The following is a 24,837-nucleotide window of genomic DNA, read 5'->3' as shown; positions in this document are numbered from 1 at the left end:
CGCCATCCCGTTACTGCATCAGAGTTTGAACAGCGGCCGCAGACGTATGCCTATGATGCTGCCCGCCAGGGCCATCAGCATCCAGACCCAGCCGTGCAGGCTGCCCGACGCCGTGCCGTCGAAGAAGCCGCCCAGGTTGCAGGCGCTGTACATGGCCCCCATCCCCATCAGCAGACCGCCTATGATGGCCGCCAGGCTGTTGCCTATGCGGATCGGGGTGTGATTGCCGCCGCCGCTCAGGCAACGGGCCAGCGCCGCCCCCAGGATCCCCAGCCAGAACATGCCGACCATGGGGTTGATGAAGAGCGGCTGGGCCAGCTTGGGGTTGCCCTCGAACAGACCGAACAGGGAGGCGCCGCGCAGCGCCATGTCATAGACGGCGCCCGTGATGGTCCAGGCCGAACCGTGCAGGGCCACCACGGCAGAGTTGAGCAGGGCGATAAGGATGCCGCCGGTCAGCACCGTGAAGCGGCCGTCGCGCCAGAACAGGTTGCCGCCGCCGAAGATGGACTTCACCTCACCGGTGCGATTGAGTTCGCTCTTGCGAAACAGCAGGAAGAGCAGGGCGACCAGCGCCAGGTTGAGCAGCATGCCGCTCCAGAGATTGCCGGTCAGATCCCGGGCCAGCACCACCTGGCTGGAGAAGCTGGCCTCCAGCTCGGGACGAAACTGGTTGCTGATGAGGGTGCCTATGCCGTAGCAGACCAGCACCAGCCAGAAACGGGGTTGCCCCTCGCCACAGCAGTAGAGGGTGCCGGTGGCGCAGACCCCCGCCAGTTGCATGCCGATGCCGAACAGGAAGGCACCGACGATGAAGGGGACGCCAATGGCCATGACGTTGCCCACCATGGCATCGCCAAAGAGGGCGTGAGTGAAGGAGAGGAAGGTGGTGAACAGCAGGATCTCGATGGCGATGGTGAGCAGGTGCACCCGCACGTAGTAGCTGTTGCGCCTGGTCAGCATCTCGCGCCAGCCGAATACAATGCCGAAGCGGCTGAAGGAGAGGGTGAAGCCGAAACCGAAGCCGATGAGGGCCATCAGGGCCCACTTCATGCCGAAGGTGGTGCCGAGCCAGAGCAAGGCTCCCCCCGCGAGTGCCACTATGGGGAGCGACCATTGTCGAGTCATGCCGATACATCCGTAACGTTATTGTGGTGAAGGCGTGCATCCTAATCCCACAATGAGTCCGATACCACCCCGCTTGACGGCGGGCTTGGCCCGCATGGCTCAGATGTAGGCGCTCACCTCCCCGGCCAGCTCCACGGGGATGGAGAGACTGGGCCGGTGATACCGAACAGCAGGCCGTTGTACTCGGCCGAGCAGATGCTCGCCCCGCTCGGGGATGGGGGTGGCTTGCATTGCTCAGATGTAGGCGCTCGCCTCACCGGCCAGCTCCACCAGGATGGAGAGGCTGACGGCGCCGAACAGCAGCCCTGTGACCAGGTTCAGGGGCCGTTGCACCCGGCTTAGCAGGTGCTGAGCCCGGGCGGTGGAGAGGCTCCAGGCCAGCAACCCGAACCAGGTAAGGGAGAGCAGGAAGAGCTCCAGGATCAGCAGGCCCCGGGTCAGGCCATCCACCTGGGGCGTCACCATGGCCGCCAGCAATCCCATGAAGAACAGCAGCGCCTTGGGGTTGAGCAGGTTGGTGGCAATCCCGGCTCTCAGCCCCCGGTTCCAACCCTGCAACTCCCCGCCAGCCCGCAGTGCCTGGGTGGCGGAGTTGCGGCGCGCCGCCTTGATTGCTCCCCAGCCGAGCCAGCCCAGATAGAGGGCACCCACCACCTTCACCGCCAGGAACAGCCAGGGCTGGCTCGCGATCAGCAGGCTGATGCCGGTGAGGCTGAGGGTGGCGTGCAGCAGGATGGCGATGGCGATGCCAAGCGCGGCCCCGAGCGCCGTGGGCCTGTGCAGGCTGGTGCGCAGGATGAGCGCGAAATCCGGGCCCGGGCTCGCCAGGGCGATCAGGTGGATGAGACCTATGGTCAGAAACAGGCTGGTGAACATGGCATACCTCTCAACAAAGATGAGGCAGCAGCATGGGGGATGGGGGCAGGGTCTGGCTTGTAAAAGATTGCAGTTAGGTTGGTCAGCTGGGAAGCATCTGCTGACGGTAGTCCGCCGGGGTCAGCCCGAACGCCTGGCGAAAACCATGGTGGAAGTGGCTCTGATCGAAGAAACCGACCGCCAGCGCCACCTCGCTCACCGGCAGGCCACGGGCGAGCAGGAGCTTGCCGCGCTCGAGACGCAGCCGCTTGAGCCAGGCGTAGGGGGTCATGCCGGTCTTCTTCTTGAACTGACGGAGGAAGGCGAAGCGATCCAGCCCGAACAGGGCGGCCAGATCCTCCAGGCTGTGGTGCCCGTCCAGCTGGCCCAGCAGATGGTCGCGCAGGAACCTTATCTGGGGATCCGCCAGGGCATGGCGCTCCGGTGCCAGGTGCAGCAGCTCGCCGAGCAGGGCCAAGAGTTGGCTCTCTGCCAGCAGGGCATCGGGCTCGGGTTGATCCAGATACATGTGCAGCCGGGCGAAGCCCTGATAGAGGTCGGGTCGGCGCTGCAAACCCTGGTCGAAGAAGGGCTCCGGGCTGTCCGGCAGCCAGCGGGCCAGCTGCTCCGGGGCGATGGAGAACACCCGCACCTCGTACCCTTCCGGCAGCAGGCTGAGGCCGTCGTGCATCTCGTCAGGGTTGACGGTGGAGAGCTGGCCGCGCACCAGGTTGTGGCTGCTGCCCTTGTGGATGAACTTCTGGCCGCCCTGCTGCACCAGACCTATGTGGTAGTCCAGGTGCACGTGGCGGCCATAGCTGAACTCCCTGTGATGGGAGTGGGAGAGTTCAACCCCCGGCAGCAGCCGGGATTGCCAGTAATGGATGCGGGATGGAGAGGCGCTCATGGCCTATTGATAACCCGAAAGTCGGCCCCTGGCTTGTAGATTATTGCAGTGGCCGGGTATTCGGCTGCTCAACCGGCCCCCTGACGCCGCTTGCCGCTGCGCAACCCGTCCAGGCTGAACAGCACCAGAGCGCTCCAGATGCAGCCGAAGGTGATTATCTTGTCCAGCGCCAGCACCTCCCCGTAGAGGGTGACCGCCAGGATGAACATCAGGCTGGGGCCTATGTACTGGAAGAAACCCAGGGTGGAGAGCTTGAGCCGGGTGGCGGCGGCGGTGAAGCAGAGCAGGGGCGCCGTGGTGACGACCCCGGCGGCGATCAGCAGCAGGTTCAGGTGCCAGTCGTTTTGCGTGAGGTGACTGGTGGGGCTGTCGGCGAATCCCCACAGATAGAGGGCAGCTGGCGGCAACATGATCATGGTCTCGATCAGCAGGCCGGTGAGGGCATCCAGGGCCAGCTTCTTGCGGATCAGGCCATAGATGGCGAAGCTCGAGGCCAGCACCAGGGCTATCCAGGGCAGGGAGCCGAAGGCGATGAGCTGGACGGCAACCCCTATCACCGCCAGTCCCACCGCCCACCACTGCAGACGACGCAGCTTCTCGCTCAGAAACACCATGCCGAGCAGCACGTTGAACAGCGGGTTGATGTAGTAGCCGAGGCTGGCATCCAGCATGTGACCGTTGTTGATGGCCCAGATGAACAGCAGCCAGTTGCCACCGACGGTGACCGAGGTGAAGGCCAGGGTGAGCAGCACCTTCGGTTGGCGCAACACCGCCTGTACCTTGTGCCACTGGCGGCCGATCAGGGTCAGCACCATCAGGAGGGCGCAGGACCAGATCATGCGGTGGGTCAGGATCTCGGCGGCCGGGACGGCGGAAATTGTCTTGAAGTAGATGGGCGCCAGGCCCCAAAGGGTATAGGCGCACAGGGCATAGATGATGCCCTGGCGCTGGATCTGTTGCTGCATGCGGATAACCTTCACTGGAGAGTCGGATGTTGGAAAACATCGCAAAAGTGCAGTGTAGCCATCCTTTTGGGGGGAAAGAAGTTAATAAATGCCGTTTGGCGAGATTTTTACAGCATGGAATCGACTCAGCGCCGACCGCCGCGACGGATCTTCTCTACATCCATGAGCAGCCACAGCATGAGTGCGATAGCGGAGATCCAGGGACCCCAGGTCACATAGGCCTCACCCTCGCCCAGCATGAAGAAGAGCAGCGGCAGGCCCACCACCAGAAACAGTACACTTCCCAGAAAAAACAGCATTTTTATCTTTATATTTAAGGGCTTGTCTATTTGATGATTATATCGATTGAAGCTGTTGAGGAAAGGGTAAAAATGAAAAAGGGGGATTTCTCCCCCTTTATTGCCTGATCTCGTCATATTCGACGTTAATCGAGCTGGATCCAGGTACTTTTCAGCTCGGTATATTTCTCCAGGGCGTGCAGTGACTTGTCGCGACCGTTACCGGACTGCTTGAAGCCGCCGAACGGCATCGTCATGTCACCCCCATCCCAGTTGTTGACGAAGACGGTGCCGGCGCGCAGGGCGCGGGAGCCCTTGACCGCCTTGTTGAGATCCGCCGTCCAGATCGCTGCCGCCAGGCCGTAGTCGGTGTCGTTGCCAAGGGCGATGGCCTCTTCGAGGGTGTCGAAGCCGGTCACCGCCAGCACAGGGCCGAAGATCTCCTCTCGGAAGATGCGCATCTGCGGGGTCACGTCGTCGAAGATGGTGGGCTCGATATAGAAGCCGCCGCTCTCTGTATGGGTGCGTTTGCCCCCCAGCAGCAGTCTGGCGCCCTCCTGCTGGCCGATGGCGATGTAGTTCAGCACCTGCTCCATCTGGATGCCGTCCACCATGGCGCCGATGCGGGTGGCGGGATCCAGCGGGTTGGCGGCTATCCACTCGCGTGCATGGGCCAGCAAGCGCTCCATGAACTGCGGCTTGATGCTGTTTTGCACCAGCAGGCGGGAGGCGGCGGTGCACACCTCGCCCTGGTTGTAGAAGATGGCGCCCACGGCACTCCTGGCGGCGGCGTCCAGATCCGGCGCGTCCGCCAGCACTATGTTGGGGCTCTTGCCACCGCACTCCATAAAGGCGCGCTTGAGGTTCGACTTGCCGGAACACTGCACCAGATGCTTGCCGATCTTGGTGGAGCCGGTGAAGGTGATGCAGTCCACGTCCATGTGCATGGCCAGCGCCTCGCCCACTGTGTGGCCAAAGCCCGGCAGCACGTTGAAGACGCCGTCCGGGATGCCCGCCTCTTTCGCAAGGCCGGCGATGCGCAGGGCGGTGAGGGGGGATTTCTCGGAGGGCTTGAGGATGACGGAGTTGCCGGTGGCGAGCGCTGGGCCGAGCTTCCAGCAGGCCATCACCAGCGGGAAGTTCCAGGGCACTATGGCGGCGACCACGCCGAGCGCCTCCCGGGTCACCAGTGCCAGGGCGGACTCTTCCACCGGGGCGACCTGATCGTAGATCTTGTCGATGGCTTCGGCGTTCCAGGCGATGCAGTTGGCGGCGGCCGGGGCGTCATAGCCCATGGCATCGCCGATGGGTTTGCCCATGTCCAGGGACTCCAGCAGGGCCAGCTCCACCTGGTTGAGGCGCATCAGTTCGGCGAAGCGCTGCATGATCAGCTTGCGCTGTTTCGGGGAGAGCCCGCTCCAGCGCTTGTCATCGAAGGCGGCGCGGGCGGCCTGCACCGCCAGCTCGGCGTCGGCAGCGTCGCAGGAGGCCACCTTGGTCAGCAACTGGCCGTTGGCCGGGTTGATGCAATCGAAGGTGGCGCCGTTGACGGCATCGCGGTAGCTGCCGTCGATAAAGGCTTGCGAGGGCAGGGTCAGATGGGCGGCCTTGTGTTGCCACTGGGCCAGGGTCAGGTCACTCATGTTCACTCCTTGAACCGGCAAAAAACGTCTTCGCGTATCAATATGCTAAACATCCTGCCGCTTGTAAATCCATCTTGTAACAATTCATTAAACACTTGCCGCTCCGTGCCCGAGTCCAGACCCCGATCTGTGGCTGACCTCATCCAGGCTGCAGGGCCGTCTCGTGGAGGGGCGAGCGGCCCTGGCTACCCATGGGGATCAGAAGCTGGCCGGCGTGTTGGCAGAGATCAGCACGCACTCCTGCTCCCCCACGTTGCGGAAGCGGTGCGGGGTGCGGCTGTCGAAGTAGTAGCCATCCCCGGGGGCCAGCAGGTGTACCTGCTCGCCGACGGTGACCTCTACATGTCCCCTGATGACGATGCCGCACTCTTCCCCCTCGTGACTCAGCATGTCGTCGCCGGTGTCGGCCCCCGGGGGCAGCACCTCCTGCATCATGCCGATGGCGCGGTTGGCCCGGCTGTGGCCCACCAATCTATAGCTGATGGGGTGGGTGCCGAGATCCGGCATGTCATCCGCGCGGAAGATCACCTCGGAATCCATCTCCGTCTCATCGGTGAAGAAGCTGGCGAGCGACATGGGGATGCCTTCCAGCACCTTGCGCAGCGACGCGACCGAGGGGCTCACCTGATTTTTCTCGATCTGGGAGATAAAACCGTTGGTCACACCGGAGCGCTTGGCCAGCTCGCGCTGGGAGAGGGCCGCCTTGGTGCGAACCGCCTTGAGGCGGTGACCGATATCCATCGATAGACACTCCTTGACTGTTTACTATTATTAAAATTGTGTTAAATATCTTATACCACCCCGAGGGGGTGACACCAAGCAGGGGCGATAAACCGCCCCTTTTTAGGAACTCAGGTGTTTAATTTAATAGGCATCAGCCAAGTGTTACTAAACGCCTTAAGGATGAGGTGACCATGAAACCGATTAGCGACATCAATACCCCCGACATGTCCGCCTTCTGGATGCCCTTCACCGCCAACCAGCAGTTCAAGGCGGCGCCGCGCATCCTGAAGTCGGCAGAGGGGATGTATTATCACTCAGAGGATGGCCGCAAGATACTGGATGGCACTGCCGGGCTCTGGTGTTGCAACGCGGGCCATGGTCGGCGCGAGATTGCCGAGGCGGTCTCCCAGCAGATCTCCCATCTCGATTTCGCCCCCACATTCCAGATGGGACACCCTCTGCCGTTCGAGCTGGCCAACCGGCTGGTGGAGATAGCCCCCAAGGGTTTCGGCCACGTCTTCTATACCAACTCCGGCTCGGAATCCGTCGACACGGCGCTCAAGATAGCGCTGGCCTGGCAGCGGGCCCGCGGTCAGGGCACCCGCACCCGGCTCATAGGTCGCGAGCGCGGCTACCACGGGGTCGGCTTCGGCGGCATCTCGGTGGGTGGCATCCCCGGCAACCGCAAGTGGTTTGGCTCCCTGCTTGGGGGGGTGGATCACCTGCCCCACACCCTCAACATCGGGAAAAATGCCTTCACCAGGGGCTTGCCCGAGGAAGATCTCACCCTGGCCGACGAGCTGGAGAAGATCGTCTTCCTCCATGATGCCAGCAACATAGCAGCCGTCATCGTCGAACCCATCGCCGGCAGCACCGGCGTCATCATGCCGCCAAAGGGCTACCTCAAGCGGCTGAGGGAGATCTGCACCAAACACGGCATCCTGCTGATCTTCGACGAGGTGATCACCGGCTTCGGTCGCCTAGGCTCCGCCTTTGCCGCCCAGGAGTTCGACGTCATCCCCGACCTTATCACCTGCGCCAAGGGGCTCACCAACGGCGCCATTCCCATGGGCGCGGTGCTGGTACAGAACCACATCTATGACGACATGATGGCCGCAGGCAAGGGGGCCATCGAGCTGTTCCACGGATACACCTATTCCGGTCACCCTGTGGCCGCCGCCGCGGGTCTGGCGACGCTCGAGATCTACCGCAACGAGAATCTGCTGACTCGCGCCGCCGATCTGGCCGGCTACTGGGAGGAGGCGGCCCATTCCCTCAGGGGCTGCAAGCATGTCAAAGATGTGCGCAACTACGGTCTGGTGGCGGGCATAGAGCTCGAATCCCTACCAGACGCGCCGGGCAAGCGCGCCTACGAGGTGTTTGTACGCTGCTTCGAGAAGGGGGCACTTATCCGGGTGACCGGCGACATCATCGCCCTGTCGCCACCCCTCATCATCGAGCGCAGCCAGATTGACGACCTCTTCACTCTGCTGCAGGACGTGTTGCAGACCCAGGAATAACGTTTCACCCGATTGCATGGCGCCCGTCGGGCGCCCTCTTCCTGTGCCTGATGCCCACGGCCGCGCGCAGGAATGACGCGAATGCCCCATCACGGAGGATTTATGAGTTACAGGATCGACAACTTCATCGACGGTGAAACCACAGAGAGCCGCAGCGAGCGTTTCGGCGCCATCTTCGATCCGGCCACCGGCCAGCAGCAGGGCACTGTGGCCCTCTCCACCGCTGCCGAGTGCCTCGATGCCATCGCCAGCGCCGAGCGCGCCTTCGCCGATTGGTCCCAGACCCCGCCGCTGGTGCGGGCACGGGTGATGTTCCGCTTCAAGGAGCTGATGGAGCAGCACAGGGACGAGCTGGCCCGCCTCATCAGCCGCGAGCACGGCAAGGTGTTCTCCGACGCTCAGGGGGAGCTGACCCGGGGGCTGGAGGTGGTGGAGTTTGCCTGCGGCATTCCCCATCTGCTCAAGGGAGAGCACTCCCTTAACGTAGGCCGGGGGGTGGACAGCCACTCCATGATGCAGCCGGTGGGGGTCTGCGCCGGCATCACGCCGTTCAACTTCCCGGCCATGGTGCCGCTCTGGATGTTCCCGGTGGCGCTGGCCTGCGGCAACAGCTTCATCCTCAAGCCGTCAGAGAAGGATCCCTCGCTGGCCCTGCGCATGGCCGAACTGCTCAAGCAGGCGGGTCTGCCGGACGGGGTGCTCAATGTGGTCAACGGCGACAAGGAGGTGGTGGATGTGCTGCTGACCGACCCACGGGTACAGGCGGTGTCTTTCGTCGGCTCCACCCCCATCGCCCAGTACATCTATGCCACCGCCTCGGCCCACGGCAAGCGGGTGCAGGCCCTGGGCGGTGCCAAGAACCACATGCTGGTGATGCCGGATGCCGATCTCGATCAGGCGGTCTCCGCCTTGATGGGGGCGGCCTACGGTGCTGCCGGCGAGCGCTGCATGGCGATCTCGGTGGCCCTGGTGGTCGGCGATGCCACCGCCGATGCGCTGGTCGCTAAACTCTCGCCCCTGGTGGCGGCCCTGCGGGTCGGGCCCGGTTTGGGTCAGAGCCCGGAGAACGAGATGGGGCCGCTCATCAGCCGCGAACACCTGGCCAAGGTGCGCGGCTACGTGGATCAGGGGGTGGCAGAGGGGGCCGAACTGGTGGTCGATGGTCGCGGTGTCAGCCACGGTGAGGGCTACTTTATCGGCGGCAGCCTGTTCGACCGGGTCGGCCCCGAGATGCGCATCTACCGGGAGGAGATCTTCGGCCCCGTGCTCGCCATCGTGCGGGCGCCGGATTACGAGACGGCCCTGCGCCTCATCAACGAACACGAGTACGGCAACGGCACCGCCATCTTTACCTGCGACGGGGATACCGCAAGGGACTTCACCACAAGGGTTCAGGTCGGTATGGTAGGGGTGAACGTACCCATCCCTGTGCCCATGGCGTTTCACAGCTTCGGTGGCTGGAAGCGGTCCATCTTCGGGCCGCTCAACATGCACGGGCCGGACGGGGTACGCTTCTATACCCGGATGAAGACGGTGACTGCACGCTGGCCTCAGAGCCTGCGGGCCGGCGCCGAGTTCTCCATGCCGACCATGAAATGATCAACATGCAGCAGCTAGCCCTGGCATGGCCCGGCGGAAGGAGTCCGCCGGCGTGTCCCGCTATCCCTGTGAAGGAGTGACAGATGCGACTGGGAATTCTCGATTGTGACCGGCTGGACCCCGACTTGGTTGGGAGTTTTGGCCCCGTTTACTCCGAGATGTTTATCAAGGGATTCCGGGCCCTGGCCCCGGCGTTGGAATACAGGGTCTGGTCGGCACTCGACGGCGAGCTGCCGAGCGACTTGAACGAGTGCGATGCCTGGCTCATTACAGGCTCGCGCCACGATGCCTACAGCGACATCCCCTGGATCCTGGCGCTGCGCGACTGGATCCGGCGGGCCCACGATGCCAACGTCAAGCTGGCTGGCATCTGCTTCGGCCATCAGGTGATCGCCCAGGCGCTGGGGGGAGAGGTGGTGAAGTCCACCAAGGGCTGGGGGCTGGGGGTCTCGGTTCACCCCATGCAGGAGGCGAAACCCTGGATGCAGCCGGGGCTCGAAACCATACGGATCCTGGCCAGTCATCAGGATCAGGTGGCGCAGCTGCCCCCGGGGGCGACCCTGCTGGCGGGCAACGACTTCTGCCCGAACTTCATGTTCCTGCAGGGTGATCACATAGTCGCCATCCAGGGTCATCCGGAGTTTTCGGTGGAGTACAACCGGGCGCTGATCGAGCGGCGGCGGGATCGGTTGCCCGACGAACACTACCAGAGCAGCCTCTCCTCCCTGGAGGGAGAAGTGGACTCGGCCACCATGATGCAGTGGCTGCTGCAGTTCCTCGGCATGCTGCCGGTCGGACCTGCCGTGCGCTGAGCGTCCGTTTGTCATATCCACCCTGCAGATGCTAGATTTTGTAGCAAAATGAAGGATCAAGCGGTGATATGCCGAGTTCGGATGGTACACTGGCCGCCATTTGTGGCGGCCTTGTCCATCTGACGACAGCCGCGCCAGCCTGTGAGGGTGCAACCTTGAAACTACAGCAGTTGAAGTATCTGATCGCGGTGCGGGACCACAATCTCAACGTCTCCGTCGCTTCCGATGCGCTCTATACCAGCCAGCCTGGGGTGAGCAAGCAGATCGGCTTGCTGGAGAGCGAGCTGGGGGTACGCATCTTCGAGCGTCGCGGCAAGCACCTGCACAGGATCACCCCTGTGGGGGAGGAGATCATCAAGTGTGCCGAGGCCATGCTCAACATAGAGAGCAAGATCAAGGCCATCTCCCGGGAGTACCTGGACCCGACGGTGGGCACCCTCAACATCCACACCACCCACACCATAGCCCGCTACCTGCTGCCGAAAAGCGTCACCTATTTCACCAAGAAGTACCCCAAGATCTCGTTCCACCTGCACCCCGTGATGTCGGCTACCAAGGAGCAGATCAGCAAGGGTTACTCGGATTTTTCCATCGTTGCCCACGAGATAGGCTTCGACAAGGAGCTGATCGCGCTGCCCGCCTACCTCTGGACCCTGTCACTGGTGGTGCCCCAGGATCACCCCCTGGCCAAGGTGAAGAAACCGACCCTGGAGCAGCTCTGCCAGTACCCCATCCTCAGCTACGAGAGTGGCGCCACCGGGCGTCAGGTGCAGGACAGGGTGTTCCAGGCGGCCGGCCTCAGCCCCAACTACTACATGACGGTGATGGATGCGGGCGTCATCAAGCGCTACGTGGAGCTGGGCTTTGGCATCGGCATCATCTCGTCGCTGGTGGCCAACGACACCGATGCCCCCGGCCTGGTGGCCATCAATCTGGAGCACCTGTTCGAGCCCTGCCCGGCCCAGCTCTGCTTCAGCAAGAGCATCCTCTTGCAGAACTACATGTATGACTTCATCAGCTCCTTCTCCCCCCATCTCACCAAGGAGATGATCCAGAACGTGATGCAGCAGCCGACCCAGGCGCGCATCGACGAACTGCTGGTCGGGGTGGAGCTGCCCGTCTACTGAGTCGTCTTCCGTGACAGATCCGGTGCCGCTGGGTGCCGGATCCTGCCCGCCCTGCCGAGGTCCCCATGTCCCGCATCCTGCTGCTTGCCAATCTCAACTGTGATCATGTGCTCTCCCTGGCCGAACCCCTGGTGGCCGGGGCGCGCCTGCAATACGTGGATCAGGGGCGCAGGCTCGGCGGCGGTGCCGCCAACACCGGCATAGGGCTGGTGTGGGCGGGGCACGAGGTCATCATTGCCTCCCGCATCGGGCTGGACGAGACCGGCGACTGGCTGCTGGAGCAGGCGGCGGGCCATGGGCTGGACTGCTCCCACGTGGAGCGCTTCGGCGGCGAGACGGGGGAGCTGCTGGTGCTGGTGGATTCCACCGGGGAGCGAACCATTCTGAGACGGCCACGTCGCCCGGATCTGCCCGGCGATCTGCCGCTGGAGGGGGTGGACTGCCTCTATGTGAACTACCCCGGCACCGCCATCATCGGTTACATGCGCCAGATGCTGGGCAAGAGTTTCGTGGTGGCCCAGTATCCCAAGGGCGGGCAGGCTCGCCGCCCCTGCCATGTGCTGGTGGCCTCCCGCGCCGATCTCGCCGAGGTGGGCGACCCCTGGCAGCATGCCCGCCAACTCGCAGGGGATCAGCTCGAATGGCTGGTGCTGACCGAGGGCAAGGCGGGGGCCGTGGCCATCCACGGTGAGGAGCAGGTGCGGGTGGCGGCGCGGCCTGTGTCCGTGGTCGACACCACGGGGGCGGGGGATGCCTTCGCCGGCGGCCTTATCCACGGTCTGGCCCGCGGCATGGCGATGAGGGATGCCCTGCAGTGCGCGGTGGACTGGGGCGCCTTCGCGGTTGCCTCCGAGAGTTCCATCCCCTCCCTGGCCCTGAAAAACTGGCTGAAACATCCCCACTGACCACCTGGGGCCCACCCCGCTTGCCGAGCGATGCCCCTCCCTGTCGATGGAATTTAGTCGCCAGAAATGGCCAAAACCCCGCCCCGAGCCGGCAAGTTTGCGATCAATCAAAGAAAGTGTCGATTTATGTACATCTTCGTCGACACCCGCCAGAGCTGCTCTTAACCTTGTCACTCCACGACCCGGCTGAAGACGCGACACCTGTGCGGGCGCACGTGCAGTCTCACCTCTCTGGCCACTGGCTGTCGTCCTGATTTCTGGCTTGTAGTAAGAGGCAAGTGCGACCATGCAACTGACACGATTTACCGACTATGCCCTGCGTACCCTGACGTTTCTGGCGATCCAGCCCGGTGATCGCCTGTCGACCATCACGGAAGTGGCCGATACCTTCGCCATCTCCCGCAACCACGTGGTCAAGATAGTGCATCAGCTCGGCATCAAGGGGTACATCGAAACGGTACGTGGCAAGCATGGCGGCATCCGTCTCGGCCGCTCCGCCGTCTCCATCAACCTGCGCGATGTGGTGATGGACATGGAGCACGTGCTCTGCCCGGTGGACTGCAAGCGCGAGAACTGCCGCCTCTCCGGCGGCTGCCGCATTCAGGGCATCTTGCGCCGCGCCATGAACGCCTTCCTCGAAGTGCTGGGGGAATACACCCTGGCGGATGCAGTGCGGGATCCGACCCGGCTGTGCCACCTGCTCGGCATAGAGCAGGATAATATCCTGACCATGGCCTGAGGGTCATGACGGTGAAAGGGCCCCGAGGGGCCTTTTTGCTGTCTGGCATGCATGCTGGGGACGGATGTGGGGGCGTCGGGATGCCGGAGCCGTCAGAGCTGGGGGATCAGGGTGATGGCGCCGTGCAGGCAGGCTAGGCCGCAGGCGCCGCAACCGTCGCAGGCCGCCATGTTGACGCTCACCCCCTCGCTGCTGGCCTTGATCGCCTGCTGGGGGCAGGCATCCTCGCACAGCAGGCAGTAGAAGCCTTTACGGGCCTGACAGCTCGCCTCTATCCGCACTCGGGTCTGCACCTGGCGGCCGAGCCGCAGATCCAGCGCCCCGGTGGGGCAGGCTCTGGCGCAGCTGCCACAGTAGCTGCACTGGCCACAGGCGAGATCCAGCACAGGGGTGCCGGCGATGGGGGTACCTGCATATTCGGGCTGGTCGGCAGGCTTGAGCAGGCCGTTGGGGCAGGCCTTGAAACACTCGCCGCAGCGGCGGCAGAGAGAGAGGAATTGTGACTCTTCGATGGCCCAGGGCGGGCGCGCCTCGTGGCAAACCATGTCCGGTTTGCGGGGCCCCCCCAGTGCGTGCGTCAGCCAACGACAGAAAAAATGAGTCATGCCCACCCCTATACCTATTAGGGGTTAATTTTAGCCAATTTTCTGCCGGCAAGCCAGAGAACAGCGCCGGCCAGGATCGCAAGCCGGGTTGCCCTTGTGTAAGCTAGGCGAGTCTTTTTGCGGGATCTGATGAACTCATGTGGTTATTTCTGTGGCGTGCTTCTCTGCTGTATATTTTCCCCCTGCTGATGTGGGCCTATTGCCGCATCAAGGAGATCGAGTTCACCGAGCTCGACACCGGGGTCAATAGTCACAAGTGGGTGGTGCTGGCCGCCTATCTCATCTACGTCCTGTTCTGGTTGCTGCTCAACCGTTACCTCGAACTCTTTCTGCGTCAGCGGAGCCGGCGATGATCCCGATGACGACCTGGCTGCCTGCATTGCTGGCGGGTCTGCTCGCCCTGCTCCTCGGCTGGCTGGCGGGGCGTCGCGCAGCCCGTGAGGAGACCCTGCTGACCGAGGAGCGTCATCAGGCGCTGCAGGACAGGTTCGACGAACTGCAGGATGAGAAGATGCTGGGCCAGCAGAAGCTGGAGCAGCAGCAGGCCTTGCTGCTCAAGCTCACCGCCCGCCTCAAGGATGCCGAAGCCACCCTGCGCAGCGAGCGCATCGCCAGCGCCGAGAAGCTGCAACTACAGCAGCAGGCGGAGGCTCGCCTCAGCCAGCAATTCGAAAACCTCGCCAACCGTATCTTCGAACAAAACTCAGGTAACTTCCGCGAACTGAACCAGAACAGCCTGGATCTGTTGCTGACACCGCTGAAAGAGCAGCTCGAGGGCTTTCGTCGCCAGGTGGGGGAGACTCACGCCCAGGAGACGGCCCAGCGTCACAGCCTCAAGTTCGAGCTGGAGCGCCTCGCCGAGCTTAACGCCCGCATGACCGAAGAGGCGGCGGCCCTGACCCGGGCGCTCAAGGGGGACAGCAAGCAGCAGGGCAACTGGGGGGAGGTGGTACTGGCGCGGATCCTCAGCGAATGCGGCCTGCGGGAGGGTCACGAGTATCACACCCAGGTCAACATCGAGGTGGACAAGGGCAAGCGCTATCAGCCGGACGTCATCGTCCACCTGCCCCAGGACAAGGACATCATCATAGACGCCAAGGTGTCGCTGACCGCCTATGAGCGCTGGTACAACTCGGACGACGAGCTTGAGAAGGCGGTGGCGCTCAAGGAGCACGTCACCTCGGTGCGCAACCACATCCGCGAGCTGGGCCGCAAGGATTACCAGCAACTGCCTGGGGTGCGCACCCTGGACTATGTGCTGATGTTCGTGGCGGTGGAGCCTGCCTTCCTCACCGCCCTCGAAGCGGACCCCTCCCTGGTGCGCTATGGGCTGGATCACAACATCCTGCTGGTGAGCCCCACCAACCTGATGGTGGCGCTGCGCACCATAGAGAACCTGTGGCGTTACGAGCGGCAGAACCAGAACTCGCGTCAGATAGCGGAGCGGGCCGGCCGTCTCTACGAAAAGCTGCGGCTGTTTGTAGAGGAGATGCAGCAGATGGGGGGCAGCCTGCACAAGGCACAGGAGAGTTATGACAAGGCGATGGGGAGGCTGGTCAACGGCCGTGGCAACCTGATCGCCCAGGCCGAGCGTTTTCGCGAGCTGGGGGTTGAGGTCACCAAGCCCCTGCCGGAGCCTCTGGTCAACCGCGCGCTGGAGCGGGAAGAGTCCGCCGATTGAGGTGGCCGAAAGCAGACAAAAGGGCAGTCTGCGGGCTGCCCTTTTTGTCGTCCCGTACCGGTGAGGTCCTACTGCTTCCAGAAGGAGGGGAAGAAGATCACCGCCACGGTCAGGATCTCGAGCCGTCCCAACAGCATGCCGAACGACAGTATCCACTTGGCCGAATCCGGCAGGCTGGCGAAGTTGGTGCTGGGACCGATGACGGGGCCCATGCCGGGGCCCACGTTGGCCACCGCCGTGATGGAGCCCGAGATGGCGGTGAGGGGATCCAGGCCGATGGCGGCGAGCAGGGCGGCGATCAGCAAGATGATGGCGAAGTAGGCCAGCACGAAGGAGATCATGGAGCGGATGATGGCGTCGTTGACCGGGCGGCCGTTGTATTTTTGCGGGAACACGGCTGAGGGGTGCATCAGCTGGCGCATCTGCTTCTTGAACAGGGCGAAGGCCACCTGCACCCGGAAGATCTTGAGGCCGCCGGAGGTGGAGCCGGAGCAGGCACCGAGCGCCAGCAGGATCATGAAGATGATACTGGTGAGGGGCCCCCAGGTGCCGAAGTCGCCGAGGCCATAGCCCGTGGTGGTGAGCACGGAGACGATGTTGAAACTGCTGATGCGCAAGGCATCCATGAAGCCGTAAATATCCCTTACCCAGAGATAGAAGGTGACGACGACCGTCACCCAGACGATGAGCCAGAAGAAGCCCTGCACCTGTGCATCCCGCAGCAGGCTGTTGTCACGGCGGGAGAGGGCCTGCACATAGAGCAGGAAGGGCAGGCCGCCGAGGAACATGAAGAGGGTGCCGATCCAGTGCGCCGAGTTGGAGAAGTGGGACATGGACTGATCCGAAGTGGAGTATCCCCCGGTGCTCAGCGTCGTCATGGCGTGGTTGACCGCCTCGAACAGCGTCATGCCGCTCACCCAGTAGGCGAGGAAGCAGAGCATGGAGAGCACCAGATAGACCACCACTATGTTGTTGGCGACCGTCTTGGCGCGCGGCGCGCTCTTGTCGGACCAATCGGAGCTCTCGGTCTGGAACAGCTTCATGCCGCCGACGTTTAAGTAGGGCAGCACGGCCACCGCCATCACGATGAAGCCCACGCCCCCCAGCCACTGCAGGATGGAGCGCCACAGCAGTATGCTGTGGGCCATGCCGTCCAGCCCTGACAGCACGGTAGATCCCGTGGTGGTGACGCCGGACATGGTCTCGAAGTAGGCGTCGGCAAAGTTGATGTGCGTGATGAAGACGAACGGCAGAGCGCCGAAGATGCAGGCAACCACCCAGACCGAGGTGGTGAGCAGGAACATCTCCCGTACCCCGAGATGAAACTCCACCTTGCGCCCGTAGTGCAGGCAGATCAGGGCGGCGCCATGGGTGATCAGCACGGATTTGAGAAACTCGACGAAGCCTTCTGAGCCGGTGAGCAGTGCCAGCAGGGTGGGCAGCCACATGAACAGGGCCAGCTTGGAGAGTACCAGCCCTAGGGTGAAGACGATGGGACGCAGCTTGATCATGCAAGATAACCTGGTCGTTGATTGAAAAAAGACCCGGACCTTCCCTCTGGGAAATGTCCGGGTCTGAATGTCGTTGCCTGTTGCATGTAGGGCTTACAGGAAGAAAGGGCTGGGTTGGAACAGGCGTTCCACTTCCGGGATGTACTTCTTGTCCACCAGGAACATCACCACGTGGTCATCCTGCTGGATCTGGGTGCGATCGTGGGCGATCAATACCTCATCTCCGCGCACGACGGCGCCTATGGTAGTGCCTGGCGGCAGTTTGAGCTCACCCACCGTCTTGCCCACTACCTTGGAGGTGTTCTCGTCACCGTGGGCGATGGCCTCGATGGCCTCGGCGGCGCCGCGGCGCAGACTGTAGACGTTGGCGATGTCGGCACGGCGCACGTGGGTCAGCAGGGCTGAGATGGTGGCCTGCTGGGGCGAGATGGCGATGTCGATGGAGCCTCCCTGCACCAGGTCCACGTAAGCGCCGCGCTGGATCAGCACCATTGTCTTCTTGGCACCCATCTTCTTGGCGAGCAGGGCCGACATGATGTTGGCCTCGTCCTCGTTGGTCACGGCGATGAAGACGTCGATCTGGTCGATGTGCTCCTCCGCCAGCAGCTCCTGATCCGCCGCGTCGCCACAGAAGACGATGGTGTTCTCCAGGATCTCCGAGAGCTGCTCCGCCCGTTTCTGGTTGCGCTCTATCAGCTTGACGCTGTAGCGCTTCTCCAGCTGGCGGGCGAGGCCGGCACCGATATTGCCGCCACCGACGATCATGATGCGACGGTAGGGGCTCTCGAGGCGTTGCAGCTCCGACATCACGGCCCGGATGTGGCCGGCGGCGGCGACGAAGAACACCTCGTCATCTGCCTCTATGATGGTGGTGCCTTGCGGGCGGATGGAGCGGCCCTGGCGGAAGATGGCGGCCACCCGGGTCTCGATGTTCGGCATGTGATCCCGCAGGGTGGAGAGGGCATTGCCCACCAGAGGGCCGCCGTAGTAGGCCTTGACCGCCACCAGGCCCACCTTGCCGCCTGCAAAATCAACCACCTGCAGCGCGCCCGGATACTCGATGAGGCGACGGACATAGTCGGTCACCAGCTGTTCGGGGGCGATCAGGTGATCCACAGGCACGGATTCCGGCAGGAACAGGCGATCCCGCTCCACCAGATAGGCGGGGGAGCGGATCCGCGCCACCTTGTTCGGGGTGTTGAACAGGGAGTAGGCCACCTGACAGGCGATCATGTTGGTCTCGTCACTGTTGGTGACGGCGACCAGCATGTCCGCATCCTGGGCCCCCGCCTCGCGCAGTACCCTGGGGTGGGCGCCGTGGCCGTTCACCACCCGCAGGTCGAACTTGTCCTGCAGCTCCCGCAGGCGGTCGCTGTCGGTGTCGACTATGGTGATGTCGTTGTTCTCGCCGGCGAGGTTTTCCGCCAGGGTGCCACCCACCTGACCTGCGCCAAGAATGATGATTTTCATAGAGAAATCTTGCCCAAGGTTGCTTCGAAACGAGGGCGCCAGATACGGCGCCCCGACCCCTTATCTGCAGCTTACTGCTTGATCAGCTTGGCATAATAGAAGCCGTCCATCTCCGCCTCGCCGGGCAGGAACTGGCGACCCGGGCAATCCGGGTTGTCTTGCTGGTGCAGCGGCACCAGACGGGCATCCTTGGTGTCAGCCAGGAAGGCGCGGATCTGGTCGCGGTTCTCTTCCGGCAGCACCGAACAGGTGGCATAGAGCAGGGTACCGCCGCTTTTGAGCTTCGCCCAGAGGGCGTTCAGAATGCGGCGCTGGAGCTCAGCCAGCTCGCGAATGTCCTGATCCCGGCGCAGCCACTTGATGTCGGGGTGGCGGCGGATGACGCCGGTGGCGGAGCAGGGGGCGTCCAGCAGGATGCGGTCGAACTGGCCCTCGGGCCACCACAGATCCGGTGTACTGGCATCCCCGTGGATCACCCGGGCGGTGAGGCCGATGCGATCCAGGTTCTCCTGCACCCGCTTGAGGCGGTTCTCGTCGGCATCCACGGCGACCACACCGGCGAGGGCGGGTTGCAGCTCAAGCAGGTGGGCGGTCTTGCCACCGGGAGCGGCACAGGCATCCAGCACCCACTCACCCGGCTGGGGATCGAGCAGGCGGGCGGCCTGCTGGGCGGCGCCGTCCTGTACCGAGCAGTCACCGGTTTCGAAACCGGGCAGCTTGGTCACATCGCAGGGGCGCTCCAGCAGGATGCAATCCTCCCCCTCTTCGCCAGCCACCGCATTGATGCCCACTTCGGCCATGCGGGCCAGCATCTGTTCGCGGCTCTGGCGCTGGCTGTTGTTGCGGATCCACATGGGAGGGCGCTGGTTGTTGGCCTCCATGATGAACTCCCAATCCTCGGGATAGGCCTGACGCAGGCGTTTGGTGAGCCACTCGGGGTGACCGAGACGAATGCTGGGAACCCGGTCGATGCGCAGCAATATGACTTCGGCGCTGCGCTGGAAGTTGCGCAGCACGCCGTTGATGAGGCCACGCAGTGAGGTGCCCTTGAGCAACTTGACGGCATTGACGGTCTCGGCCACGGCGGCATGAGCCGGAATGCGGGTGTAGATGAGCTGATAGAGACCAACCAGGATCAGATAGTGAAAGATGCGGCTCTTGTTCTTGAGCGGCTTGTCCATCATCTCGCTCACTGCCGCATCGAGGCGGGGCAGCCAGCGCAGGGTGCCGTAGCAGAGTTCTTGCAGGAGGGCGCGATCGCGAGGCGCCACCTTCTCCTGGGCAGCAGGCAGAACAGCGGAGAGGGATTGACCCTGATCCAGCACCTGTTGAATAACGAGAGCAGCCTGTGCACGTGTTTTCATAGCGTTACCTTAGATGCGCAAGTCGGGGCCTGGGCCCCGCTTGTGTCAATTCAATCCAGTTCAATGCAATTGCGTGCCGGGTTCAAACCAGTCGCGGCGAGAGTTGAGCAGATCCGGGACGGACATGGCCTTCTTGCCGGGCGGTTGCAGGGTCAGTAGACGCAGCACCCCCTTGCCGGTGGCGACGTCGATCCCCTGCTTGTCGGTCTTGAGCAGGGTGCCGATGGGTTGGCCATGGTCGCTGTCGATGACCTCGGCCTGCCACACCTTGATGGTCTGGTCCGCGACCTCGAACCAGCTGATGGGCCAGGGATTGAAGGCGCGAATGCAGCGTTCGATGGCGACGGCCTCCATGGACCAGTCGATGCGGGCCTCTTCCTTGGAGAGCTTCTGGGCATAGTTGGCCAGCGCATCGTCCTGCACCTCGGCCGTTGTGTCACCGGCGGCCATGGCATTGAGGGTGTCGACCAGCGCCTGCGGGCCCAGCTCGGCCAGCTTGTCATAGAGGCTGGCGGAGGTTTCATCACTGGCGATGGTGCAGCTCACCTTGCGGATCATGGCGCCGGTATCCAGCCCCACATCCATCTGCATGATGGTGACGCCGGTTTCGCTATCGCCCGCCCAGATGGCGCGCTGAATAGGTGCGGCACCACGCCAGCGTGGCAGCAGGGAGCCGTGCACATTGAGACAGCCCAGCCTCGGGGTGTCGAGTACCGCCTTGGGCAGGATCAGGCCGTAGGCCACCACCACCATGAGGTCGGCGCCGAGGGCGGCCAGCTCGGCCTGCGCCTCTTCATTGCGCAGGGACGTCGGCTGGTAGACAGGCAGATCGTGGGCCAGCGCCAGCGCCTTGACCGGGCTGGCAGTGAGTTTCTGGCCACGGCCAGCCGGCTTGTCGGGCTGGGTGTAAACGGCGACGACCTCATGGTCGGAAGACAACAACGCCGCCAGGTGACGGGCGGCGAAGTCGGGGGTGCCGGCAAAAATCAGTTTCAGCTTGTTCAATGGGGCAGATCCTCAGAGGACTTTGCGATCTTCGCGGGCCATCTTTTCCAGCTTCTGACGGATGCGCTGGCGCTTGAGCGGGGACAAGTAATCCACAAACAGCTTGCCGACCAGATGATCCATCTCATGCTGGATGCAGATGGCGAGCAGATCGTCCGCTTCCAGCTCGAATGGCTTGCCGTGGCGATCCAGCGCCCGGACCTTGACCCACTCTGCGCGTGGCACCAGAGCCCGGCTGCCGGGCACGGAGAGGCAACCCTCTTCTATGCCGGTGCTGCCTGACTGCTCCAGGATCTCGGGGTTGATCAGCACCAGCTGATCTTCACGGTCTTCAGAGATGTCGATGACGATGATGCGTTGATGAATGTCGACCTGAGTCGCGGCCAGGCCGATGCCTTCCTCCGCGTACATGGTTTCGAACATATCATCTACAATCTGTTGTAACTCGGGTGTAATGGTCTCGACAGGGGCTGCGACTGTACGCAGGCGCTCATCGGGGAAACGCAATACATCTAGAATGGCCATAGTTTTTTCTTTAGTTTCATATAAACGCAGTCAATATTGACGTAATTCTAGTCATTTACGTCGACAAAAAACAGCAACACTTTGCGTGCAGAAGTAACAGGGAGTGTTATGCATCTGAAGCAAATCATCCTCGCCTGCCTGGCGACAGCCTTGGCCAATGGTGCCATGGCACAGCAGTTGACACTGAAATCCGGCTATCCCGAGAGTTATGTGGTGCAGAAGGGGGATACTCTCTGGGATATTTCGGGTCAGTATCTGGCCGAACCCTGGCTCTGGCCACGGCTCTGGAACATCAATCCCCAGATTGCCAATCCACACTGGATTTACCCAGGTGACGTGCTGCAACTGAGCTGGGTCAATGGCGAGCCGCGTCTGGGCAAGGCCAGCCAGGGCGGCAAGCAGGTTATTCGCCTGTCCCCTAGGAATCGCTACGAGAACAAGGCCAACCCCATTCCGACCCTGCCTCTCAGCGAGATAGTGCCCTTCCTGCAGACCGATCACATTCTGGCCGACAGCCAGCAGAGCAAGGATCTGCCCTATGTGCTTGGCAATAACGACAAGCATATCGGAATGTTGGAGGGGGACACCCTCTATGTGCAGGGGGCGCTGAATCTGGGTCAGAGTTATGGTATCTATCGCCCTGGGGTGACTTACAAGGACAAACTGACCGGCGAGCAGCTCGGTCAGGAGGCGATTTTCGTCGGTACTGTGCGCGCGGAGGACCGCTTGGCGAACGACAGCACCAGAGTCACTCTGACGCACAGCAGGCGCGAGGTGTATCAGGGAGACAAGGTTATCCCGTTGCCACCGCAGGAGAGCCTCTCTGCCGTCTTCATGCCAAAGGCGGCACCGGTGATTTCCCCCGGTTATGTGATAGAGCTGCCGAGCAAGGTGCGCGGGGGAGGCAAGTTTGACATTGTCCTCATCAACAAGGGGTCGCGCGATAAGATAGCTCCTGGCGATGTGCTCGAGATCCTGCGTCCCGGTGCCGAGATGGTGGACAAGAATGGCAAGGTTTCATATCGGGAATATGCTTCTGTCTATGACAAGGTACTCCACTCTGCTGGCAAGTCGTCCCTGCCCGCCGAAGCGATTGCCAGGGTCATGCTGTTCAAGGTGTATGACAAGCTGAGTTATGGCCTCATCCTGCAGAGCCAGGATCTGGTCAGCTCGGGTTATCAGGTCAGTAACTTCTGACGTGCCACTTCCACTCGGGCGGCTTTCGCTGTGGTTGACGCTGGATGCAATGACCGGCATCGGTCCGGTTACCGCCGCACGCCTGCTGGCCCATTTTGGTGGCGACATCACCGCTCTGTTTGACTCAGACGATGGCACCCTGAGATCGCTTGGTCTGCAGAGCACCCAAATTCAGCAGATGAGATGGCCGTCATCCATGGTGGAGCCGGGGCTGAACTGGGCCGAAGCACCTGGCAATCACCTCCTTTGTCTCGATGACCCCGCCTATCCTGCTTTGCTCAAAGAGATCCCCGCCGCCCCCTTGCTGCTCTATTGCCGCGGGAATCTCGCAGCCCTTTCTCTACCACAGCTGGCGATGGTGGGTACCCGCCATCCCACCTATGCAGGCAAGGACAATGCCACCCGTTTGTGTGCCGAGCTGGTGGAGAGCGGTCTGGCGATCACCTCCGGATTGGCGCTGGGTATCGATGGCATATGTCACCAACAGGCCTTGGCATCGGGCGGTGTGACGTTGGCGGTGCTGGGCTCCGGGCTTGACTGTCTCTATCCAAAGCGCCATCAGGGCCTGGCGATGCAGATCCTCGAGCATGGCGGTCTGCTTGTCTCCGAGCTAGCGCCGGACCAGGGACCGCTGGCTGAACATTTCCCTCGCCGCAATCGCATCATCAGCGGCCTGTCGCTGGGCACGCTGGTGGTGGAGGCGGCCGAACAAAGCGGCTCACTCATCACAGCCCGCTACGCGCTGGAGCAGGGCCGCGAGGTCTTTGCCGTACCGGGTGCACCGCAAAATACCCAGGCTGCGGGGTGCAATCGGCTGCTTCAGCAAGGGGCCAAGCTGGTTTTGAATGCGGCAGATGTCATGGAAGAGCTGCCTGCCCTTGTGCCATTAAAGAGGCTGGCGAACCCTTCTCCCGAGCCATTGCATAATAGCGAATTGCCTTATGCCGATTTGTTGGATAACGTAGATTATGAGACCACGAGCGTGGATACCGTTGCCGAGCGGGCCCAGCTTCCTGTCGAAGTGGTATTGGGCAGGTTGGTAGAGCTGGAGCTGGCCGGTGCAGTGATGGCGGTAGCCGGTGGATACGTCAGAGCGAGGAGGGCGAATCATGTTTGATGTATTGATGTACCTTTTCGAGACCTACATCCACAGCGATGCAGATGTGATGGTCGAGCAGGATGAACTCACCGACGAACTTAGCCGGGCCGGTTTCAATCAGGACGAGATTGAGAAGGCGCTCAACTGGCTGGAACGACTGGCCAATCTGCATGACAGCGAGCGGGAGGTGTATGTCACCGCCAGCGCGCAAGGTTCGATGCGGATCTACGCCCCGCAAGAGCTGGCTCGCCTCAGCACAGAGTGCCGTGGTTTCCTGCTGTTCTTGGAACAGGCCCAGGTGCTTAACGCCGAAACCCGCGAAATCTGTATCGAGCGCTTGCTGGAGCTGGACAAGCCGGATATCGAGCTAGATGACCTGAAGTGGGTCGTCATGATGGTGCTGTTCAACGTCCCGGGCAGTGAGAATGCCTACCAGCAGATGGAGGAGCTGGTGTTTGACGAGTCAGACGGTGTCATTCACTGACAGTCCGGTGCCGCGCTGGTAGAATTCAGGCCATCTGGATTCCAAGGCGCGGCCCATGTCAAAAATCGATCATCACCTCTTTTCTGCCCACGAACATGCATTCGAGCGCGAGCCGTGCCCGCAGTGTGGTGCCGAGCTGGTGATCCGTCAGGGCAAGCATGGCCCCTTCCTGGGCTGTTCGGCCTACCCCTCCTGTGATTTTATTCGTTCCCTGACACCCTCCGGCCGCGACATCGAAAAGGTGCTCGAAGGATCTGTCTGCCCCGATTGTGGCCAGCCACTGGCGATCAAGAAGGGGCGCTATGGTCTGTTCGTGGGCTGTACCCAGTATCCGGCCTGCCAGCATATCGAGTCCCTGCAAGAGAGCGACGATACCCAGATCCTCTGCCCAGAGTGTGGCAAGGGCCATCTGGTGAGCCGCACCTCCCGTTATGGCAAACAGTTTTACTCCTGTGATGCCTATCCTCACTGCAAGTACGTGGTAAATGACAAGCCTGTTCCCATGCCCTGCCCAGAGTGTGGCTGGGGCATCATGATCGAGAAGAAAGTGAGAGGGAGTCTGCGCTGGGTCTGCCCGCAAAAGAAATGCTGTCATCAGATTGAGCGGGTATAATCCTGCCGCCATAAGCCCGCAGGCAGCTTGCTGGCAAGGGAGTGTTTCATCTGGATTTATCACCTTGCCGTGAACCGCCCCT

25 protein-coding genes are annotated in these 24,837 nt (G+C 62.4%); 12 read left to right on the top strand and 13 right to left on the bottom strand.

Features of this window, described 5'->3' with window-relative positions:
* Positions 1-18 precede the first annotated feature (18 nt).
* The 7 genes from KW824_RS19220 to KW824_RS19190 all read right to left on the bottom strand — a co-directional run bounded on the left by KW824_RS19220 (position 19) and on the right by KW824_RS19190 (position 6,517).
* Complete coding sequence (locus KW824_RS19220) at positions 19-1,128, bottom strand: YeeE/YedE thiosulfate transporter family protein (RefSeq protein WP_256351423.1); 1,110 nt, start codon at positions 1,126-1,128, stop codon at positions 19-21.
* A 234-nt stretch (positions 1,129-1,362) separates the two neighbouring features.
* The gene (locus KW824_RS19215) at positions 1,363-2,004 is read right to left on the bottom strand and encodes a LysE family translocator (protein ID WP_218410752.1); all 642 of its coding nucleotides are present in this window, start codon (positions 2,002-2,004) and stop codon (positions 1,363-1,365) included.
* 82 nt (positions 2,005-2,086) lie between these two features.
* Positions 2,087-2,890, bottom strand: a complete 804-nt coding sequence (locus tag KW824_RS19210) for an AraC family transcriptional regulator (RefSeq protein WP_218410751.1) — start codon at positions 2,888-2,890, stop codon at positions 2,087-2,089.
* A gap of 68 nt (positions 2,891-2,958) precedes the next feature.
* Complete coding sequence (gene rarD / locus KW824_RS19205) at positions 2,959-3,855, bottom strand: EamA family transporter RarD (protein WP_218410749.1); 897 nt, start codon at positions 3,853-3,855, stop codon at positions 2,959-2,961.
* Between the two features lie 125 nt (positions 3,856-3,980).
* The gene (locus tag KW824_RS19200) at positions 3,981-4,154 is read right to left on the bottom strand and encodes a hypothetical protein (protein ID WP_163138165.1); all 174 of its coding nucleotides are present in this window, start codon (positions 4,152-4,154) and stop codon (positions 3,981-3,983) included.
* A 125-nt stretch (positions 4,155-4,279) separates the two neighbouring features.
* Positions 4,280-5,776, bottom strand: coding sequence for an aldehyde dehydrogenase (locus KW824_RS19195; RefSeq protein WP_218410747.1), 1,497 nt, complete (start codon positions 5,774-5,776; stop codon positions 4,280-4,282).
* A gap of 198 nt (positions 5,777-5,974) precedes the next feature.
* Complete coding sequence (locus KW824_RS19190; protein ID WP_218410746.1) at positions 5,975-6,517, bottom strand: cupin domain-containing protein; 543 nt, start codon at positions 6,515-6,517, stop codon at positions 5,975-5,977.
* Positions 6,518-6,690: 173 nt separating this feature from the next.
* Here KW824_RS19190 and KW824_RS19185 point away from each other — a divergent pair, with 173 nt between their 5' ends.
* The 6 genes from KW824_RS19185 to KW824_RS19160 all read left to right on the top strand — a co-directional run bounded on the left by KW824_RS19185 (position 6,691) and on the right by KW824_RS19160 (position 13,201).
* Positions 6,691-8,019: an aspartate aminotransferase family protein gene (locus KW824_RS19185; protein ID WP_042650124.1), complete on the top strand. Its 1,329-nt coding sequence runs from the start codon at positions 6,691-6,693 to the stop codon at positions 8,017-8,019.
* 102 nt (positions 8,020-8,121) lie between these two features.
* On the top strand, positions 8,122-9,618 hold the full coding sequence (locus KW824_RS19180; RefSeq protein ID WP_182786892.1) for a CoA-acylating methylmalonate-semialdehyde dehydrogenase: 1,497 nt from the start codon (positions 8,122-8,124) through the stop codon (positions 9,616-9,618).
* A gap of 83 nt (positions 9,619-9,701) precedes the next feature.
* Entirely contained in the window at positions 9,702-10,430 is a 729-nt protein-coding gene (locus KW824_RS19175; RefSeq protein WP_041206657.1) for a glutamine amidotransferase, read from the top strand.
* Between the two features lie 155 nt (positions 10,431-10,585).
* On the top strand, positions 10,586-11,557 hold the full coding sequence (locus KW824_RS19170) for a LysR substrate-binding domain-containing protein (protein ID WP_005326177.1): 972 nt from the start codon (positions 10,586-10,588) through the stop codon (positions 11,555-11,557).
* Positions 11,558-11,622: 65 nt separating this feature from the next.
* Positions 11,623-12,462 carry a PfkB family carbohydrate kinase gene (locus KW824_RS19165; RefSeq protein ID WP_218410745.1) on the top strand — a complete coding sequence of 280 codons (840 nt, stop codon included), beginning with the start codon at positions 11,623-11,625 and terminating at the stop codon, positions 12,460-12,462.
* 286 nt (positions 12,463-12,748) lie between these two features.
* Positions 12,749-13,201: an Rrf2 family transcriptional regulator gene (locus tag KW824_RS19160; protein ID WP_005326180.1), complete on the top strand. Its 453-nt coding sequence runs from the start codon at positions 12,749-12,751 to the stop codon at positions 13,199-13,201.
* A 92-nt stretch (positions 13,202-13,293) separates the two neighbouring features.
* On the opposite strand, the gene KW824_RS19155 is transcribed toward KW824_RS19160, so the two are convergent.
* Positions 13,294-13,806, bottom strand: coding sequence for a ferredoxin-type protein NapF (locus tag KW824_RS19155; protein WP_043132220.1), 513 nt, complete (start codon positions 13,804-13,806; stop codon positions 13,294-13,296).
* A 137-nt stretch (positions 13,807-13,943) separates the two neighbouring features.
* On the opposite strand from KW824_RS19155, the gene KW824_RS19150 reads away from it, so the two are divergent.
* Complete coding sequence (locus KW824_RS19150; RefSeq protein WP_025325331.1) at positions 13,944-14,159, top strand: hypothetical protein; 216 nt, start codon at positions 13,944-13,946, stop codon at positions 14,157-14,159.
* On the top strand, positions 14,156-15,487 hold the full coding sequence (gene rmuC / locus KW824_RS19145) for a DNA recombination protein RmuC (protein WP_218410744.1): 1,332 nt from the start codon (positions 14,156-14,158) through the stop codon (positions 15,485-15,487). The genes KW824_RS19150 and rmuC overlap by 4 nt, the downstream gene beginning before the upstream one ends.
* A gap of 68 nt (positions 15,488-15,555) precedes the next feature.
* On the opposite strand, the gene KW824_RS19140 is transcribed toward rmuC, so the two are convergent.
* The 5 genes from KW824_RS19140 to def all read right to left on the bottom strand — a co-directional run bounded on the left by KW824_RS19140 (position 15,556) and on the right by def (position 21,362).
* On the bottom strand, positions 15,556-16,998 hold the full coding sequence (locus KW824_RS19140) for a TrkH family potassium uptake protein (protein ID WP_005326184.1): 1,443 nt from the start codon (positions 16,996-16,998) through the stop codon (positions 15,556-15,558).
* 93 nt (positions 16,999-17,091) lie between these two features.
* The gene (gene trkA / locus KW824_RS19135) at positions 17,092-18,468 is read right to left on the bottom strand and encodes a Trk system potassium transporter TrkA (RefSeq protein WP_005326185.1); all 1,377 of its coding nucleotides are present in this window, start codon (positions 18,466-18,468) and stop codon (positions 17,092-17,094) included.
* Between the two features lie 71 nt (positions 18,469-18,539).
* On the bottom strand, positions 18,540-19,832 hold the full coding sequence (rsmB, locus tag KW824_RS19130) for a 16S rRNA (cytosine(967)-C(5))-methyltransferase RsmB (RefSeq protein WP_218410743.1): 1,293 nt from the start codon (positions 19,830-19,832) through the stop codon (positions 18,540-18,542).
* A 60-nt stretch (positions 19,833-19,892) separates the two neighbouring features.
* Positions 19,893-20,837 carry a methionyl-tRNA formyltransferase gene (gene fmt / locus KW824_RS19125; protein WP_218410742.1) on the bottom strand — a complete coding sequence of 315 codons (945 nt, stop codon included), beginning with the start codon at positions 20,835-20,837 and terminating at the stop codon, positions 19,893-19,895.
* 12 nt (positions 20,838-20,849) lie between these two features.
* A complete protein-coding gene (def, locus tag KW824_RS19120; RefSeq protein WP_161506766.1) occupies positions 20,850-21,362 on the bottom strand; it encodes a peptide deformylase in 513 nt (170 codons plus the stop codon).
* Positions 21,363-21,470: 108 nt separating this feature from the next.
* Here def and KW824_RS19115 point away from each other — a divergent pair, with 108 nt between their 5' ends.
* From KW824_RS19115 to KW824_RS19100, 4 genes are read left to right on the top strand one after another with little or no spacing between them, the layout of a single operon-like run.
* On the top strand, positions 21,471-22,559 hold the full coding sequence (locus KW824_RS19115; RefSeq protein WP_218410741.1) for a LysM peptidoglycan-binding domain-containing protein: 1,089 nt from the start codon (positions 21,471-21,473) through the stop codon (positions 22,557-22,559).
* 1 nt (position 22,560) lies between these two features.
* On the top strand, positions 22,561-23,676 hold the full coding sequence (dprA, locus tag KW824_RS19110; protein ID WP_218410739.1) for a DNA-processing protein DprA: 1,116 nt from the start codon (positions 22,561-22,563) through the stop codon (positions 23,674-23,676).
* Complete coding sequence (locus KW824_RS19105; RefSeq protein ID WP_025325340.1) at positions 23,669-24,142, top strand: DUF494 family protein; 474 nt, start codon at positions 23,669-23,671, stop codon at positions 24,140-24,142. The genes dprA and KW824_RS19105 overlap by 8 nt, the downstream gene beginning before the upstream one ends.
* Positions 24,143-24,197: 55 nt before the next feature.
* Entirely contained in the window at positions 24,198-24,755 is a 558-nt protein-coding gene (locus KW824_RS19100) for a type I DNA topoisomerase (protein ID WP_161506769.1), read from the top strand.
* The last annotated feature ends 82 nt before the right edge of the window (positions 24,756-24,837 follow it).

This window comes from Aeromonas sp. sif0611, assembly GCF_019218845.1.
In the GTDB taxonomy this organism is placed as follows: Bacteria; Pseudomonadota; Gammaproteobacteria; order Enterobacterales; family Aeromonadaceae; genus Aeromonas; species Aeromonas media.
The sequence above is the reverse complement of the archived record's forward strand: the minus strand, read 5'-3'. Positions and strand labels throughout refer to the sequence as shown.